Raw genomic sequence first — 16,935 nt, forward strand, 5'->3', positions numbered from 1 at the left:
CCCTCCCACATCTATTTATTACGCTTCGTCTTTTGTAATTAAGACACGGATAACGTTGTCGTTAATTTTGATAAGACGATTAAATTCAGCAATCGCTTCTGAGTTAGCTTGTACCTTTAGTAGCACATAGAAACCTTCACGAAAATCATTGATTTCGTATGCTAAACGACGCTTACCCATCTCTTCAACCTTTTCAACTTCAGCACCATTCGTTGTAAGAACACCATTGTAACGTTCAATGATCTCTTTATTAGCTGCTTCTTCTAGGTTGGGAGCGATGATGTACATAATCTCGTACTTACGCATTCCAGTCACCTCCTTTTGGTCTAACGGCTCCAGTTTCGGAGCAAGGAGCAAAACTCATCTTATGAGTCATTTCACTCGCATTATCAGATTATAACAGAACCAATCATCGGGTTCAAGAGAAAAGCAGAGCAATCTTTTCTTGCTCTGCTATTTTAATAAGTTATTTACATCTTTACATGAGATTAACGAACTGAGTTAAGTTAAAACACATTCTGCTATACGTTAAATCTAAAATGAATAACATCTCCATCTTGAACCGTATAATCTTTTCCTTCTAAACGGACTTTTCCTTTTTCTTTAGCTGCGTTCATTGATCCCGCTTCCATTAAATCATCATAAGAAACGACTTCTGCCCGGATAAAACCACGCTCAAAATCGGTGTGAATGATGCCAGCAGCTTGCGGAGCCTTTGTGCCTTTGCGGTATGTCCAAGCACGCACCTCTTGAACCCCAGCTGTGAAATATGTTTCTAGACCTAGTAATTGATACGCTGCACGAATCAACTGATCTAACCCCGATTCCTCAATGCCTAATTCTTCAAGGAACATTTGCTTTTCATCACCATCTAACTCAGCGATTTCTGATTCTATTTTTGCACAGACAACAATGACTTCACTGTTTTCACCAGCTGCAAATTCCTTTACTTGTTTCACATACTCATTGTCTTCATCACCAAGCAAATCTTCTTCACTTACATTCGCAACATAAAGAACAGGCTTACTCGTTAATAGATGGAGCTGCTTTACGATTTTTTGTTGCTCATCTGTGAAGTCAATACTTCTTGCAGGCTTTTCATTTTCAAATGCCTCTTTTAGAAGCTCAAGTACTTCCAATTCAGCAACAGCTTCTTTATCTTTGGCCTTTGCTAGCTTGCCAACCCGTGTAATTCGTTTTTCAATTGATTCATAATCTGCCAAAATTAATTCTAAATTAATAACGGAAATATCACGAAGTGGATTCACACTTCCTGATACGTGGGTAATGTTTTCATCAGCAAAGCAACGTACAACATGAGATATCGCATCTACTTGACGAATATGTGAAAGGAACTTATTTCCTAACCCTTCACCCTTACTTGCCCCTTCAACAATTCCTGCAATATCTGTAAACTCAAATGCAGTTGGTACTGTCTTTTTAGGATCTACTAATTCTGTTAACTTCTGTAGTCGAACGTCAGGGACCTCTACAATCCCGACATTTGGGTCGATAGTACAGAACGGGTAGTTTGCAGATTCAGCACCTGCTTGTGTAATTGCATTAAATAACGTTGATTTCCCGACATTCGGCAAACCAACGATTCCAGTTGTTAACGCCATAACGGCTCACTTCCTTCTTTATATTCAGAGTTTCATCGCTTTTTCATCCCTTCCAATTATAGTGAGAGCTTGTCAAAAAAACAAGGCAATGAAGAGGAATTACTTCCTCATCATTGCCTTTACTTATTATGATTCATTGGCATGCTCAAGTACTTTTTTTAGTTTCTTACTAAATTCTTTTCGTGGCAGCATGACACTATGCTGACAGCCAAGACATTTTATACGAACATCCATTCCCATACGGATGACTTTCCAACGATTTTCCCCACAAGGGTGCTGCTTTTTCATTTCAACAATGTCATGTAGAGCAAATTCCTTTTCTACCATGCATCATGCCTCCCTTCCCGAGCGTCACTTGTTTGTATTATACACGAAAATGGGCAATGATGGGTAATGGATTAGCCAGCTTTGTTTAATGAAGCATGATGAAATATCGGATAGAGTAATATCGATGCAAATACATATAAATTTAAAACACCATATAACGGATATAGAACCGCGATTAAATTGGAAAATCCAAATGTCGTTAATGGGGCCATTAATGCGATTAATAACATTGCAATCATCCAAGCTGGACCTTTAATGTATTCCCTCGCTCTAGAAATTAATCCAAAAACACCTGCTGCGGCTGTTGTATAAATCGCAATCCAAAGTAAGGCTGACATAATTAGAACCATAAAATACGGGTAATATTTTAATATCGCAAATAACGGAATTTCATAAAACATAATATCCCCCGCTACTTGCAAAAGTGATTCATTATATAAAAATGAGATTCCCCCAAGGATTATTCCGCTTCCGACACTACCAATCCAAATTTCTCCTTTTGTTTTAATCTCAGTACCTATCGCCGCTAAAATTGCAATTAACGGTAAAATATTTAAAGCGGTAAATGTAAGAGCCGATGGCCAATTTCCTTGTTCCTGTAACGTAAATTGAATTGGAAACCCCTTTAGTGACTGAAAGGCAAGCAAAAGTCCAATCAATGAGATAATCAATATTGGAATGATGACTGCATTCATGGATGTCATGCCTTTTGTATCCCAAATGAATAAAACAACAACTAGTCCTCCAATAATAATTGTCCCGATCCAATAAGGTAAATGAATAACCTCAAGTGTCGCTCCTCCCCCTGCAAGCATAATGACTGTCGTAGAAAATAAATACAACATAATCATTGTATCGTATAGCTTTGATAACCGTTTTCCTAATAATAGTTCGAGAACTGGCAAATAGTGAACGGTTTTTTTGTTATAGCTGATTGTCATAATAACCGTACAGCAAACACTAAATAAAATGGTAAATAATACAATTGCTAGTCCACTTTCAGCACCAAAAAACTCCCAAAGTTCGCGTCCCGATGCATAACCAGCACCAATCATTGTTCCTATAATCAAAAACATCCATTTAAACCCGCTTGCCCACATATTAACCACTCCCCCCTTCTCTTTTTAGTCTTTTTGGACTCTTTATGTATAGAAAGGAAAAAATATCCGTATACTGTTACTACTATGGTAAAGGAGCCCAAGATATGAGTACAAACCATCGTCTTTTTGGAAAAAAACATGACTCGATTCGAGTTCATATGGATGAGGAAGGAGCTAGTCAACAGCTCGCAGACAAAATTCAACAAATGACTGAAATCTATCACCGACGAGAGTTTGTTATTGTCTGTATTGGGACAGATCGCTCGACTGGTGATTCATTAGGACCACTAGTTGGCTCAAAGCTAGAATCTACTAATTTAAGACGTTTTCAAGTGTACGGTACGCTAGAATCTCCTGTTCATGCTGTCAATCTAAAAGAAAGACTAAATGAAATTTATTTAAAGCATCCACGCCCTTTTATCCTGGCGATTGATGCTTGTTTAGGACAATCTTCAAGTGTTGGTCATATCTCACTTGGACATGGGCCACTTAAGCCTGGGGCTGCGGTGAATAAGCAGCTTCCAGAGGTTGGCGATATTCATATGACTGGGATCGTGAATATTGGTGGAATGATGGAATACTTTGTTTTACAGAATACGAGATTGCACACGGTAATGAAAATGGCTGATATGATTGCTACGGCCATTCAAAAAGCAGATTTAACATTACCAGAACGAAAAGAAACACCAAGTCTTTTAGAAGCATTTAAGCCGAGTATCTTTTTAAAAGCAAAAAAAGAGACGCAACTATAACCACTGGTTATAGTGCGTCTTTTTTCTTTAAATCGGGAAACGATATAATATCGTAACGAGGATGGCCACGACGATAATACTAGGGAGTAGATTAGCAACTCTAATTTTTAAGATACCTAAAATATTTAGACCGATGGCAATAATCATGACTCCGCCAGTTGCTGTCATTTCAACGATAAAAGCATCCATTAAAGCTTGTGGAATAAGTTCGTTAATTTGTGTAGCTAATAGCGCAATACCACCTTGATAAAGGATAACTGGTATCGCCGAAAAGATAACACCATATCCTAAAGTCGATGTGAAAATAATCGCTGAAAATCCATCTAGCATAGCTTTCGTATATAAAATAGAATGATCCCCTCTTATGCCACTATCTAATGCTCCTAAAATCGCCATTGCTCCCACGACATAAATAAGGGTTGTCGTAACAAAAGCCTTGGCTACAGACCCCTCCTGCTTAGAACCCAGCTTTTTCTCTATCCACGTCCCAATATAGTTTAATTTACCTTCTAAATCTAGCTGCTCACCTACAATTCCACCAATGACAAGACTGCCGATAACAATAAGAAATTGTTCACTTTTCAATCCCATTCCAATTCCTAGAACAACAACAGCAAGGCCAATTGCTTGCAAAATCGTCGTTTTCATTTTTTCCGAGATCGTTGGGACGAGTAATCCTAAAAAAACGGCTATAATAATGGCTAATCCATTTACGACTGTACCTGTTAGTACCATTTGTACTCCCCTATCTAATTGAATGCTTGAGCAATTTCTTGTAATGCGTGCAATAATTTTTCGACTTCAGCTGATGTATTATAAGGGCCAAAACTTACCCTTACTAACCCTACATCAACTGTATTTAAATAATGATGCGTTTTAGGTGAACAATGCAAACCTGCACGTACAGCAATATTGTAATGTTCATCTAAAATCATGGCTAGCTCATGACTTTCAATTTCAGCCATACGAAACGGAATAACAGCGACTCGCTTTGATAAGTTAGTTGGCCCATAATAGATGATGCTCTTTATTTCATTTAGACCTGCTATAAATTGCTCCATTAACTTCTGCTCATGTAAATAAATCTGCTCTAACCCGATACGATTTATTTCATCAATCCCAGCTAATAATCCAGCAATTCCAGGTGTATTTAAAGTCCCTGCCTCATAACGATCAGGCCATTTTTGTGGTTGCTCCATAATTTCAGAATAACTACCTGTCCCACCATGAACTAATGGCGCCAATTGGTAATCGGAACGACTTATTAATACTCCTGTTCCTTGTGGTCCTAACAAACTTTTATGACCAGCAAATGCTAGTAAATCAATTCCGATCTCTTCCATATGAATTGGTAGTGTTCCTGCTGTTTGAGAAGCATCGACTACTAGGATAGCACCTGCCTTTTTAGCCACTTCAGCAACTGGTTTTAATGAAATAAATGCACCTGTTACATTTGATGCATGTGATAGTACGATCATTTTCGTATTTGCGTTCAGCTTTTCCTTAACTTCTTCAACTGTAATGACACCATCTTCGCCTGGATCAATATATGTTATATCAATCTGTCTATTCCGTCTTAATTGTTCTAACGGTCTTAAGACAGAATTATGTTCATACGTTGAGGTTATAACATGGTCTCCTTCGTTAAATGGAAAACCAATAATTGCTTGATTTAAAGCCATCGTTGCATTTTGATAAAACCAAACATGCTTCTTACTAGGGGCTCCAAATAAAGTCGCTATTTTTTCTCTCGCTTCGCTAATAACTTCACTTGCTTTTTCAGCTAATTGATGTCCCCCTCTTCCAGGGTTTGCACTGTATTCATTGACTGCTTCAAGCATTGCTGCTCCAACCGATTTTGGTTTCGGATAGGATGATGCTGCATGGTCAAAGTAAATCATGTATTCTTCTCCTTTATAGTTTAACTTTACACGCATTTTCGATATATTTTCAGAAAAATAGCAGTGGCTTCGTTGCACACTGCTTCAAACTTTATTATAAATTTATTGTTCTTCTTGAACAAGAAGTTGTAAAATCCGCTCCAAATCTTCTTCAGAAAAGTAATCAATCTCAATTTTTCCTTTTTTCTTACCTTGTTTAATTGCAACAGATGTTCCTAAATGCGAACGCAAAAAGTCTTGTCTCTCCTTTAACAAAGGAGGTAATTCAACTTTTTTTCGTTTTGTTTCACGTGAAACACGTTCATTTAACTGATTGACCAACTGCTCCACTTCACGAACACTTAATTTCTCTTGAAGTACTTTTTCTAATAGAGCCGACAGCTTTTGCTTTTCTTTTAAACCTAGCAATGCCCGTCCATGACCCATAGTCAGTTTTCCATCTGAAATAAATTGTTGAACGACGTTTGGAAGCTGGAGAAGTCGTAAATGATTTGCAATATGTGGTCGGCTTTTTCCTAATCGCTTCGCTAATTCCTCTTGTGTAATTGATAAATGCTCAAGAAGTTTTTCATAAGCAACTGCTTCTTCAATTGGATTTAAATCTTCACGCTGAAGGTTTTCAATCAGCGCAAGCTCCATCATTTTCTGTTCATTAAGTTCACGAACAACAACAGGTATTGTTTTTAAACCAGCCTTTTTAGCTGCACGAAAACGTCTTTCTCCAACGACGATTTCATACCCTTTTATACTTTTACGTACAATAATCGGCTGTAAAATGCCGTGTTGTTCAATTGAATCAGCTAATTCTTGAATCGCTTCATCTGTAAATGTTTTTCGAGGTTGATACGGATTAGGACGAAGCTGAGACACCGATACATCCTCAACTTTATCCTGTCCTTCATTTTCATGTTCTGGAAAGAATGCTTGCAATCCCTTACCTAACCCTTTAGCCACTAGCCACCACTTCCTTCGCTAAATCTACATACACTTCGGCACCTCGTGACTTTGCGTCGTATATAATAATAGGTTTCCCATGGCTTGGCGCTTCACCTAAGCGAACATTTCTTGGAATAATCGTATCAAAAACTTTTTCGCGAAAATATTTTTTCACTTCGTCTATAACCTGTATTCCTAGATTTGTTCGTGCATCAAGCATCGTCAGTAAGACACCTTCAATTGCTAAATCGGTATTCAAATGTTTTTGTACAAGTCTTACCGTATTCAATAATTGACTTAAACCTTCAAGGGCATAATATTCACACTGTACGGGAATCAATACAGAATCAGCTGCTGTTAATGCATTAATAGTTAATAAGCCCAGTGATGGTGGGCAATCAATAAAAATATAATCATAATTTGTAGCTACACCTGTCAACGCACGCTTTAAACGGACTTCCCTTGAAATCGTTGATACAAGTTCAATCTCTGCACCAGATAATTGAATCGTTGAAGGTAATACATCTAAGTTTTCAACCGCTGTTTTGCGAATAATTTCTTGTGCGTCGACATCCTCAACTAAAATGTCATACACACACTCGTCTACATCACCTTTTTCAACTCCAACACCACTTGTTGCGTTTCCTTGGGGATCTGTATCGACTAAAAGAACTTTTTTTCCTATATAAGCTAAGCATGCACTTAGATTGACAGCTGTCGTCGTTTTTCCGACTCCACCCTTTTGATTTGCTACAGCAATGATTTTGGCCACGCTGTCACCTACTTTCCGTTCAAACATCACATCGCTTTTTATTTTAACACAAAATCTATGAAAACATTTTAGAAATCTATTCGTTCTTTAAAGTTAGTTCTATTTCATCACATTGTTTTAATAACTAGATAAGTCTCCCCTACTACTTGTAAAGTGACAATAGCTAGCGCTGAATTTTTGAATTCTGAAAATACATCAAAAAAATAATCTATCGTTCATCGATAGATTATTTCTTCGGTATACGGATCGTGAATTGATAAAAGTCATCATGTTCTTCTTCATCAGTATCAACATGAAGTCCGCTTTTTAGAACCATATCGACTGACTGTCTTATTGTATTCATTGCAATTCTCATATCTTTAGAAAATGATTTACGAGTCGCCTTTTTTTTGACTGGTTGGTGACCTTCAAGAATTTGTTTGACACGTTCTTCCGTTTGTTTCACATTCAAATGTTTTTCGGTAATTTCACTTAAAAGCTTTGTTTGCAAGTCTGCATCCTTTAAAACAAGAAGTGCCCTTGCATGACGTTCAGAAATTTCACGTTCAAGAATTGCTTGTTGAACGATTTCAGGCAGATGAAGCAAGCGAAGTTTATTGGCAACCGTTGATTGGCCCTTTCCTAATCGTTGCGCTAAGCTTTCTTGAGTTAACCCATGAAGCTCAATTAATTTCGCATACGCAATGGCCTCTTCAATGGCTGTCAATCCTTCTCTTTGGAGGTTCTCAATTAGAGCGATAGAAGCGGTTTGCGAGTCGTTGAATTCCTTAATTAAAGCCGGTATTGAATCCCAACCTAACTTCGTAACAGCTCGCCATCTTCTTTCACCAGCAATAATCTCAAACTTACCATCTCGTTCACGTACGACAATCGGCTGGATAACACCATGTGTTCTAATTGTCTGAGCAAGCTCTTCAATACGCTCTTCATCAAATATTGTTCGTGGCTGAAATCGATTTGGTACAATATCTGCAATAGCAATTTGTCTTACTTCTTCATTCCCACTTGCTTCAATTTCAATTTCTTCATCTTGTTTGTCACTAAAGCCAAATAGGCGTGAAAACGGTTGCTTCATCGCCTGACACCACCTTCTGATAATAACCGTCTTACTATATTCGACATGCCTAGCTACAAATCCTTCTTTTCTTCCTAGTTCTTTTATATCTCGCTATTGACTCGATCGTCAAGTGAAAATTCATCAAATGAAACTTTCCGTTTCACGTGAAACACTATAATGGCTGTTTATTCGGGGTTCCAGGCTTTCTCGGATATTTTTTAGGCGTTTTTTTCTCTTTCTTCACTAATACGATATGCCGCTCACTTTCTTCAATTGGCAATGTAAATCGATAATCACTCATGACCTTTCCACCTAATTGTTTTAAGGCCCCTTCTGCATCTGCTAATTCATCACCACTTCCTGCACCTTTCATTGCTACGAAGTCCCCTCCTACTTTCACTAAAGGTAAACATAGCTCTGAAAGAACCGACATTCTCGCCACTGCACGTGCAGTGGCTACATCATAATTTTCCCGGTGAGCAGGATTTTGTCCAAACGTTTCCGCACGGTCATGAAAAAACGCCACATTTTCTAGTTTTAGTTCTGAAGCTAAATGCTCAAGAAAACCGATTCTCTTTTTTAATGAATCAACAATACTAACGTGAATATCAGGATGTACAATTTTGATTGGGATACTTGGAAAACCAGCTCCTGCGCCGACATCAATAATTCGTTGACCAGGTTGGAAATCATAATAAAAGCTAGCTGAAATGGAATCATAGAAATGTTTTAGATAGACATCATGTTCTTCTGTCAACGCAGTTAAATTCATTTTTTCATTCCATTCAATTAACACTTCAAAATAACGCTCAAATTGAGCTAATTGTGTTGAAGAAAGTGAAATCCCTTTTTCTTTCAAAAAAGGGATGAATTGTTCTTTGCTCATAAGCAACCTTCAAACCTCCTAGTGGATTTTCGCCAGACGTCCTTGTTCTAAATAAACAAGCAAAATAGAAATATCTGCTGGGTTCACACCCGAAACCCTGGAAGCTTGACCAACTGACAGTGGACGTACCTCACTAAGCTTCTGCTTCGCTTCGGTAGCCAGACCATTGATCGCGAAATAATCAAGATCCTCAGGAATTTTTTTACTTTCCATCTTTTTAGAACGTTCAACCTGTTGCAGCTGTTTCTCAATATATCCTTCATATTTAATTTGGATTTCTACCTGTTCAGCAACATCATCATCCATTGCATATGGCGCTTCAGGAATTACTTTCGCTACGTCTTTATAGGTAAGTTCTGGTCTTTTTAATAGTAGAGACGCACGAACAGCTTCTTGCATTGGCGATGAATTTACTTCCTCTAAAAGAGTCTTCACTTCCTCTGAGGGTTTTACAATAATGTCTTGGAGGCGTTTTTTCTCTTTAGCAATTAGCTCTTTCTTATTCAAAAATCGCTCATAGCGTTCCTGAGGAATTAAGCCAATCTCATAACCAATTTCTGTCAAACGCAAATCAGCATTATCATGGCGTAATAACAGTCGATACTCAGCTCGAGATGTTAGCAATCGATAAGGCTCATTTGTCCCTTTTGTTACTAGATCATCGATAAGAACACCAATATACGCTTCGGATCGATCTAAAATTAAAGGATCGCGATTTTGGGATTTTCTAGCTGCATTTATTCCAGCAATAACTCCTTGCCCAGCAGCTTCCTCGTAACCTGATGTCCCATTTATTTGACCTGCTGTAAATAAACCTTCAACCGATTTCGTTTCAAGAGATGGCCATAATTGTGTAGGTACAATAGCATCATATTCAATCGCATAGCCCGGACGCATCATTCGAACATTCTCTAATCCAGCAATCGATTTTAATATGTCTAATTGAACATCCTCAGGTAAACTTGTTGACAAGCCTTGAACATAAACCTCTTGTGTATTGCGTCCTTCAGGCTCTAAGAAGATCTGATGACGTGGTTTATCGTTAAATCGGACAATCTTATCTTCAATCGATGGACAATATCGAGGCCCTGTACCTTCAATCATTCCCGAATACATAGGTGAACGTCCTAAATTATTTGAAATAATTTGATGCGTTTCCTCCCCTGTATACGTCAACCAACAAGGAAGCTGGTCAGTAATATACTTCGTTGTTTCATAAGAGAATGCACGTGGTACATCATCTCCTGGTTGAATTTCTGTTTTATCATAATCAATGGTGCTACTATTAACACGAGGTGGGGTCCCAGTTTTAAATCGGACTAAATCAAAACCTAATTCCTTTAAATGATGAGAAAGCTCAACTGAAGCCTTCATATTATTAGGTCCACTTTCGTATGACAGTTCACCTATAATAATTTTACCTCTTAAATATGTTCCAGTTGTTACGACGACAGCTTTACTATAATATTTAGCCCCCGTATTCGTAATCACTCCACGGCAAACACCATCTTCAACAATGAGGCGTTCTACCATCCCTTGACGAAGAAGTAAATGATCCGTTTCTTCTATCGTTTTCTTCATTTCATGCTGGTACATAAATTTATCCGCTTGTGCACGTAATGCTCGAACTGCAGGCCCCTTCCCTGTATTAAGCATCCGCATTTGAATATGTGTTTTGTCAATATTCCGCGCCATCTCACCGCCAAGAGCATCAATTTCACGTACAACAATCCCCTTTGCCGGACCACCGACTGACGGATTACAAGGCATATAGGCAACAGCGTCAAGGTTTAACGTAAGCATTAATGTATTGGCACCCATTCTCGCTGATGCTAACCCTGCCTCAACACCTGCATGGCCGGCCCCGATGACGATGACATCAAATTCACCACCATTGTAACTCATCTTCATTACCTCCTTTTTTAGATTATTTCCCTAAACAAAATTGTGAAAACAACTGGTCAATTAAGCTTTCATGAACACTATCACCAATGATTTCCCCTAACAGTTCCCAAGCTCTAGTAATATCGATTTGTACTAGGTCAATTGGAACACCTGATTCGATAGCAGCAATTGCATCCCGAATCGTTGTTTTCGCCTGTTCTAACAAAGCAATATGTCTAGAATTAGAGACATACGTTACATCTCCACTTTCAAGTTCCCCTTCAAAGAATAACGAAGCAATTGCCTGTTCTAACTCATCAACACCTTCATCCTCGATTAACGAAGTTGTGACAATCGGACGTCCTTCTGCAAGCTCTTCAACTCGATTTCGATTGATTTGTTGCGGAACATCCGTTTTATTAATAATAACAATAATATTCATATCTTTTACAGCTTCAAATAAGGCTTCATCTTCTTTTGAAAGTGGCTCCCCATTGTTCAATACGAGTAAAATTAACTCAGCCTCTTTTAATACTTGCCTAGATCTCTCAACCCCAATTCGTTCAACAATATCCTCCGTTTCACGAATACCAGCAGTATCAACTAATCGAAGCGGAACCCCTCTAACATTGACATATTCCTCAATGACATCACGCGTCGTTCCTGGAATATCGGTTACAATGGCTTTATTTTCATGAACAAGACTATTTAATAATGATGATTTCCCTACATTTGGACGTCCAATAATAACAGTTGATAAGCCTTCACGCAATATTTTACCTTGAGCTGCTGTGCCGAGAAGCTTATCAATTTCTACAGCAACTTTATTGGCTTTTTCTAAAAGTAGATCATGAGTCATCGTTTCGGCATCATATTCCGGATAGTCAATATTGACTTCTACATGAGCAACCGTTTCTAATAATTCCTGTCTCAATGTTTTTATCTTATGTGAAAGCCGACCTTCAACTTGACTCAACGCAACATTCATTGCTCGGTCCGTTTTGGAACGAATCAAGTCGATAACGCCCTCCGCCTGTGATAAATCAATCCGCCCATTTAAAAAGGCTCGCTTTGTAAATTCACCAGGTTCTGCGAGACGGGCACCGTGCTTAAGAGCTAGTTGAAGCACCCGATTAACAGAAACAAGCCCCCCGTGACAATTAATTTCGACTACATCTTCACGCGTAAAAGTTCGTGGTGCACGCATAACCGAAACCATTGCCTCTTCCACTCGTTTTCCTGACTGCTGGTCAATAATATAACCATAGACAATGGAATGCGATGCTACCTCCGCTAGTGGCGTTTTCCCACTATAAATTTTATCAGCAATCGAAATAGCATCGTCGCCACTTAAACGAACAATACCAATTGCTCCTTCACCTAATGCCGTGGAGATGGCTGCGATTGTATCAAATTCCATTTAATCCACCTCACAATCGTTATTTCGTTCTTCCTTATATTATTGACATATATCATACGATTCTAAGCTTCATTTTTAAATACTCCTAAATAATTAGGATAGCATAGCACTGTTTGAAAAGCTACGACAGTACATAGAAAATCCTCTACCTTTTAGTCAGGTAGAGGATTCGTCATCCTACTTCGGTGCAATAATAATGTGGCGATTGGCCCCTTGGCCTTGTGAATAAGTTTGAACACCACGTTCTTTTTGTAATGCAGCATGGATAATTTTCCGTTCAGCTGCATTCATTGGTTCAAGTTTTGTTTCTTCATTAGAAGAACGAACTTTATTTGCCACCCGATTCGCTAACTGAATCAACACTTGCCTCCGCTTCTCACGGTAATTCTCCGCATCTAATTCAATCCGAAGATAAGACTCCTTTTGACGATTGGCAACAAGGTTGGTTAAATACTCAAGGGCATCTAATGTTTGTCCTCTTTTTCCAATCACACGACCAACATCTTCAGGTCCAGTAATTTCAAACTTATTTATATCACCTTTTAAACTTTTAGAAACGTTTGCCTTGATGTTCATTTTCTCAAGCGTTTCTTCTAGGAAGTAAAGTGCTTCTTCGACAGGATCAGGTTTGACATAAGCTTCTATTTTTGCAGGCTTTGAGCCGAGAAACCCTAGAAAGCCTTTTTGCGGTTCTTCTAGTACTCGATAAGAGAGACGTTCCTTTGTTGTCCCAAGTTCTAAAATAGCCTTTTCAACTGCTTCTTCAATCGTTTTACCTGATACAGTCAACTGACTCACTTTTTCTTACCTCCTGTACCGGTCTCTGCGGTTTTTGATTTTCCAACATTAGGCCCGGTAATAAAATACGTTTGTGTAATCATAAATAAGTTACCTACGACCCAGTAAAGCGTTAATGCCGCTGGGAAAAACATTGCAAAAACAAAAATCATAATTGGCATGACATACAACAAAATTTTCATTTGAGGGTTATCCGTAACCATCATCATTTTCTGTTGAATGAACGTCGTCGCCCCTGCAATGACAGGTAATAAAATTGGATCTGGTGCATCTAAAGCAAACCAAAGGAAACTATGTCCACCAATTTCTTCTGTACGCATAATGGCATGATATAAAGCTAAAAGTATTGGCATTTGGATAAAAAGTGGCAAACAGCCCGCTAACGGATTGACGCCCTTTTCTTGAAACATTGCCATCATTTCTTGCTGTAACTTCTGTTGTGTCTTCTGGTCTTTAGCGCTATATTTTTCACGAAGCTTTTGCATTTCAGGCTGAATTGCTTGCATCGCTTTTGCACTCTTTGTTTGCTTAATCATCAGTGGCAAAATAAGAAGACGTAACAAAATGGTAACAATAACAATAGCAAGACCGAAGTTATCATTAAAGACATCTGCAAAATAAATAATCAACCATGATAACGGATACACAAAATATGAATCCCAAAATCCTTCACTCTCTTTAGTTATCGGTGCTTCAATATTAAAGCACCCAGTCATAACAAAAAGTAAAGCAATGACCATTGTTACTAGGCCTAACTTTTTAAGCACACGTTCTCCTCCTCTAAACCTATCTTAATCCTTCTATATTATATGATTGCATGTCCAATTAAGAACACCTATCGCTGATTAGTCCCTCTTTTGCTTCGATGAACCAGTCTTCTTTATTAAACGTGCTTTTCGAAAGACGTGCAAGAGACTCTTTTCAACTTCTTGGTACTCCATGTCAGCTACCGGTCTCCTTGCGATAACAACGTAATCAAATCCAGACTTTATTTCTTCCTTATATAATTGAAAGAAAGTACGAACTAAACGTTTGATTCGGTTTCTTGTTACTGCATTCCCTACTCGTTTACTGACAGATAAGCCAATCCGAAACTGGTCTTGTCCCTCTTTTTTTAATGAATATAGAACAAACTGACGATTTGCAACGGATTGCCCTTTGTCGAATACTAGCGAAAATTCATCATTTTTTTTAATCCGCTGCTCTTTCTTCATCGAAGGTCACACCTCAAGACAAAATTTGCTTTTCTTATTTTAATGTAAGAAAAGACCACTGATTTTCAGTGGCCTATGCAGATAATACTTTTCTTCCCTTACGACGACGACGCGCTAATACTTTACGACCATTTTTCGTGCTCATACGCGCACGGAAACCGTGTACTTTTTTACGCTTGCGATTATTCGGTTGGAATGTTGGTTTTCCCATTTATTACACCTCCCTGAGGATATACTCATCTCTAAAGACATTCTTGTAAATTATAAGGAACTTAGCGTCAATTGTCAAGAACGTCTTTAAACTAGCCCTTCTCACCAAATTCTACAAAACCAAACTGTAATTTTACATTTTTCTTTGTGGATAACCTATTTTCGACAATATTCGAACTATCCCCATTCTTATCGACAGGTTATTCACATATCTTGTGTTGTGGAAAACAAAGAACCACAAGATCGTGTGTCTTGTGGATAAATCCAATAAATCGTTGCGACTCAAGCTTTTTTTTGCTATGATTATATTGTTTTCACTCGTGGATAGTCTTATCGAATGTATAACCTGTCCACAGCCTGTGGGTAAGGTTGTGGACAGGTTATTTATTTTGTTAAAAACCTTGTCCACAGTCTGTTCAGAATTGCCAAAACGACATTTTTCTACTATATTATATATTTCCCACAATACTTGTGTATATGAATAATTATACGGTCGCTTATACAAAGTGAACAAAGGTTGTACAAGAGCTTGAATCTTGTATTCTTTCGTTTTTCCAAAACGATAAATTTATGATCAATTGTCATAGCAGAGGAGGTAGGAAATTGGAGAATATTCATGACTTATGGGAACGTGCTTTGGCCGAGATGGAGAAAAAGGTTAGCAAGCCAAGCTACGAAACATGGTTAAAATCAACAAAAGCAAATGACATACAAAACGATGTCATCACCATTACGGCCCCGAATGAATTCGCCAGAGATTGGCTTGAAGATCACTATGCGGAATTAACTTCGGATACGATTGAATTACTTACGGGCGCTCGCCTTACTCCTAAATTTATTATTCCTCAAAATGAGCTTGAGGATGATTTTTTATTGGAGCCCCCGCCTAAGAAGCAACAAAAACAAGAACCTGTGAGCTCGAATCATTCGACTAAAACGATGTTAAACGAAAAATATACGTTTGATACGTTCGTAATTGGATCAGGAAATCGTTTTGCTCATGCTGCTTCATTAGCTGTTGCCGAAGCACCAGCTAAAGCATACAATCCGCTCTTTATATACGGCGGAGTTGGACTTGGTAAAACCCATCTTATGCATGCGATTGGCCACTATGTTATGGATCATAAACCAGATGCGAAGGTTGTCTATTTATCATCAGAAAAGTTTACAAATGAATTTATTAATGCAATCCGAGATAATCGAGCTGTTAATTTCCGTAATAAATACAGAAGTGTCGACGTGCTTCTTATAGATGATATTCAGTTTTTAGCCGGAAAAGAACAAACACAAGAGGAATTTTTCCATACATTTAATGCTTTGCATGAGGAATCGAAACAAATTGTGATTTCAAGTGACCGACCACCTAAGGAAATTCCGACACTAGAAGATCGTCTTCGTTCTCGATTTGAATGGGGACTTATCACTGATATTACACCTCCAGACCTAGAGACACGTATTGCCATTCTACGAAAAAAAGCAAAGGCAGAAAATCTTGATATTCCAAATGAAGTTATGCTTTATATTGCCAATCAAATCGATACTAATATTCGTGAATTAGAGGGAGCTCTCATTCGAGTAGTTGCCTATTCTTCATTAATTAATCAAGATATGAACGCAGATCTGGCCGCAGAAGCATTAAAGGACATTATTCCAAACTCCAAGCCGAAAGTTTTAACGATTACCGATATTCAAAAGTTAGTTGGCGAATTCTATCAAGTGAAATTAGAGGATTTCAAGGCAAAAAAGCGGACAAAGTCTGTTGCGTTCCCACGACAAATTGCCATGTATCTTTCTAGAGAAATGACAGATTCCTCTTTACCGAAAATCGGTAGTGAGTTTGGAGGACGGGACCATACAACAGTCATCCATGCGCATGAAAAAATTTCAAAAATGCTAACTACCGATCAAGAACTACAACAAAAGATTCAAGAAATAATGGACCAGCTTCGTTCGTCATAGTGGATTATGTGAATAACTTGAACACCCTTATCAACATATTGCCCACATGTGGATATCTACTCGGCGTTAGGTTTAGATGAGTTATTCACAAATTCAC

18 protein-coding genes are annotated in these 16,935 nt (G+C 38.2%); 2 read left to right on the forward strand and 16 right to left on the reverse strand.

Annotated elements, in window-relative coordinates; all coding sequences use genetic code 11:
* Positions 1–18: 18 nt before the first annotated feature.
* The 4 genes from rpsF to B1R93_RS14220 all read right to left on the reverse strand — a co-directional run bounded on the left by rpsF (position 19) and on the right by B1R93_RS14220 (position 3,049).
* Positions 19–306: a 30S ribosomal protein S6 gene (rpsF, locus tag B1R93_RS14205; RefSeq protein WP_088104594.1), complete on the reverse strand. Its 288-nt coding sequence runs from the start codon at positions 304–306 to the stop codon at positions 19–21.
* Between the two features lie 215 nt (positions 307–521).
* On the reverse strand, positions 522–1,622 hold the full coding sequence (ychF, locus tag B1R93_RS14210) for a redox-regulated ATPase YchF (protein ID WP_088104595.1): 1,101 nt from the start codon (positions 1,620–1,622) through the stop codon (positions 522–524).
* Between the two features lie 126 nt (positions 1,623–1,748).
* On the reverse strand, positions 1,749–1,949 hold the full coding sequence (locus B1R93_RS14215; protein ID WP_088104596.1) for a DUF951 domain-containing protein: 201 nt from the start codon (positions 1,947–1,949) through the stop codon (positions 1,749–1,751).
* A 71-nt stretch (positions 1,950–2,020) separates the two neighbouring features.
* Positions 2,021–3,049, reverse strand: coding sequence for a YkvI family membrane protein (locus B1R93_RS14220; RefSeq protein ID WP_088104597.1), 1,029 nt, complete (start codon positions 3,047–3,049; stop codon positions 2,021–2,023).
* A gap of 104 nt (positions 3,050–3,153) precedes the next feature.
* Here B1R93_RS14220 and yyaC point away from each other — a divergent pair, with 104 nt between their 5' ends.
* Positions 3,154–3,801 (forward strand): spore protease YyaC, encoded by a 648-nt coding sequence (gene yyaC, locus B1R93_RS14225; protein ID WP_088104598.1) that lies wholly within the window; start codon positions 3,154–3,156, stop codon positions 3,799–3,801.
* Positions 3,802–3,828: 27 nt separating this feature from the next.
* On the opposite strand, the gene B1R93_RS14230 is transcribed toward yyaC, so the two are convergent.
* The 12 genes from B1R93_RS14230 to rpmH form a co-directional block, all read right to left on the reverse strand.
* The gene (locus tag B1R93_RS14230; RefSeq protein WP_088104599.1) at positions 3,829–4,536 is read right to left on the reverse strand and encodes a DUF554 domain-containing protein; all 708 of its coding nucleotides are present in this window, start codon (positions 4,534–4,536) and stop codon (positions 3,829–3,831) included.
* Positions 4,537–4,550: 14 nt separating this feature from the next.
* Positions 4,551–5,702, reverse strand: a complete 1,152-nt coding sequence (locus B1R93_RS14235) for an aminotransferase class V-fold PLP-dependent enzyme (RefSeq protein ID WP_088104600.1) — start codon at positions 5,700–5,702, stop codon at positions 4,551–4,553.
* Between the two features lie 102 nt (positions 5,703–5,804).
* Positions 5,805–6,656, reverse strand: a complete 852-nt coding sequence (locus B1R93_RS14240) for a ParB/RepB/Spo0J family partition protein (protein WP_088104601.1) — start codon at positions 6,654–6,656, stop codon at positions 5,805–5,807.
* A complete protein-coding gene (locus tag B1R93_RS14245) occupies positions 6,649–7,410 on the reverse strand; it encodes a ParA family protein (protein WP_088104602.1) in 762 nt (253 codons plus the stop codon). The genes B1R93_RS14240 and B1R93_RS14245 overlap by 8 nt, the downstream gene beginning before the upstream one ends.
* A gap of 226 nt (positions 7,411–7,636) precedes the next feature.
* On the reverse strand, positions 7,637–8,485 hold the full coding sequence (noc, locus tag B1R93_RS14250; RefSeq protein WP_088104603.1) for a nucleoid occlusion protein: 849 nt from the start codon (positions 8,483–8,485) through the stop codon (positions 7,637–7,639).
* 154 nt (positions 8,486–8,639) lie between these two features.
* Positions 8,640–9,353: a 16S rRNA (guanine(527)-N(7))-methyltransferase RsmG gene (gene rsmG / locus B1R93_RS14255; RefSeq protein WP_088104688.1), complete on the reverse strand. Its 714-nt coding sequence runs from the start codon at positions 9,351–9,353 to the stop codon at positions 8,640–8,642.
* Between the two features lie 18 nt (positions 9,354–9,371).
* Entirely contained in the window at positions 9,372–11,258 is a 1,887-nt protein-coding gene (gene mnmG, locus B1R93_RS14260; RefSeq protein WP_088104604.1) for a tRNA uridine-5-carboxymethylaminomethyl(34) synthesis enzyme MnmG, read from the reverse strand.
* Positions 11,259–11,280: 22 nt separating this feature from the next.
* Entirely contained in the window at positions 11,281–12,657 is a 1,377-nt protein-coding gene (gene mnmE / locus B1R93_RS14265; RefSeq protein WP_088104605.1) for a tRNA uridine-5-carboxymethylaminomethyl(34) synthesis GTPase MnmE, read from the reverse strand.
* A 177-nt stretch (positions 12,658–12,834) separates the two neighbouring features.
* A complete protein-coding gene (gene jag, locus B1R93_RS14270; RefSeq protein WP_088104606.1) occupies positions 12,835–13,455 on the reverse strand; it encodes an RNA-binding cell elongation regulator Jag/EloR in 621 nt (206 codons plus the stop codon).
* Entirely contained in the window at positions 13,452–14,222 is a 771-nt protein-coding gene (gene spoIIIJ, locus B1R93_RS14275) for a YidC family membrane integrase SpoIIIJ (RefSeq protein WP_088104607.1), read from the reverse strand. The genes jag and spoIIIJ overlap by 4 nt, the downstream gene beginning before the upstream one ends.
* A 78-nt stretch (positions 14,223–14,300) precedes the next feature.
* Positions 14,301–14,669, reverse strand: coding sequence for a ribonuclease P protein component (rnpA, locus tag B1R93_RS14280; RefSeq protein ID WP_088104608.1), 369 nt, complete (start codon positions 14,667–14,669; stop codon positions 14,301–14,303).
* Between the two features lie 73 nt (positions 14,670–14,742).
* Positions 14,743–14,880 (reverse strand): 50S ribosomal protein L34, encoded by a 138-nt coding sequence (gene rpmH, locus B1R93_RS14285; RefSeq protein WP_003323480.1) that lies wholly within the window; start codon positions 14,878–14,880, stop codon positions 14,743–14,745.
* A 602-nt stretch (positions 14,881–15,482) separates the two neighbouring features.
* On the opposite strand from rpmH, the gene dnaA reads away from it, so the two are divergent.
* Positions 15,483–16,838: a chromosomal replication initiator protein DnaA gene (gene dnaA, locus B1R93_RS14290; RefSeq protein WP_088104609.1), complete on the forward strand. Its 1,356-nt coding sequence runs from the start codon at positions 15,483–15,485 to the stop codon at positions 16,836–16,838.
* The last annotated feature ends 97 nt before the right edge of the window (positions 16,839–16,935 follow it).

It is taken from the genome of Halalkalibacter urbisdiaboli, from assembly GCF_002156385.1.
Taxonomy (GTDB): Bacteria; Bacillota; Bacilli; order Bacillales; family Bacillaceae_D; genus Halalkalibacter_A; species Halalkalibacter_A urbisdiaboli.

Coding starts and splice junctions, on each gene's coding strand:
- yyaC (WP_088104598.1), top strand. CDS start 3,154: ATGAGTACAAACCATCGTCTTTTTGGAAAAAAACATGACTCGATTCGA.
- rpsF (WP_088104594.1), bottom strand. CDS start 306: ATGCGTAAGTACGAGATTATGTACATCATCGCTCCCAACCTAGAAGAA.
- rnpA (WP_088104608.1), bottom strand. CDS start 14,669: ATGAAGAAAGAGCAGCGGATTAAAAAAAATGATGAATTTTCGCTAGTA.
- ychF (WP_088104595.1), bottom strand. CDS start 1,622: ATGGCGTTAACAACTGGAATCGTTGGTTTGCCGAATGTCGGGAAATCA.
- rpmH (WP_003323480.1), bottom strand. CDS start 14,880: ATGGGAAAACCAACATTCCAACCGAATAATCGCAAGCGTAAAAAAGTA.
- B1R93_RS14220 (WP_088104597.1), bottom strand. CDS start 3,049: ATGTGGGCAAGCGGGTTTAAATGGATGTTTTTGATTATAGGAACAATG.
- B1R93_RS14235 (WP_088104600.1), bottom strand. CDS start 5,702: ATGATTTACTTTGACCATGCAGCATCATCCTATCCGAAACCAAAATCG.
- mnmE (WP_088104605.1), bottom strand. CDS start 12,657: ATGGAATTTGATACAATCGCAGCCATCTCCACGGCATTAGGTGAAGGA.
- rsmG (WP_088104688.1), bottom strand. CDS start 9,353: ATGAGCAAAGAACAATTCATCCCTTTTTTGAAAGAAAAAGGGATTTCA.
- B1R93_RS14215 (WP_088104596.1), bottom strand. CDS start 1,949: ATGGTAGAAAAGGAATTTGCTCTACATGACATTGTTGAAATGAAAAAG.
- noc (WP_088104603.1), bottom strand. CDS start 8,485: ATGAAGCAACCGTTTTCACGCCTATTTGGCTTTAGTGACAAACAAGAT.
- B1R93_RS14230 (WP_088104599.1), bottom strand. CDS start 4,536: ATGGTACTAACAGGTACAGTCGTAAATGGATTAGCCATTATTATAGCC.
- mnmG (WP_088104604.1), bottom strand. CDS start 11,258: ATGAGTTACAATGGTGGTGAATTTGATGTCATCGTCATCGGGGCCGGC.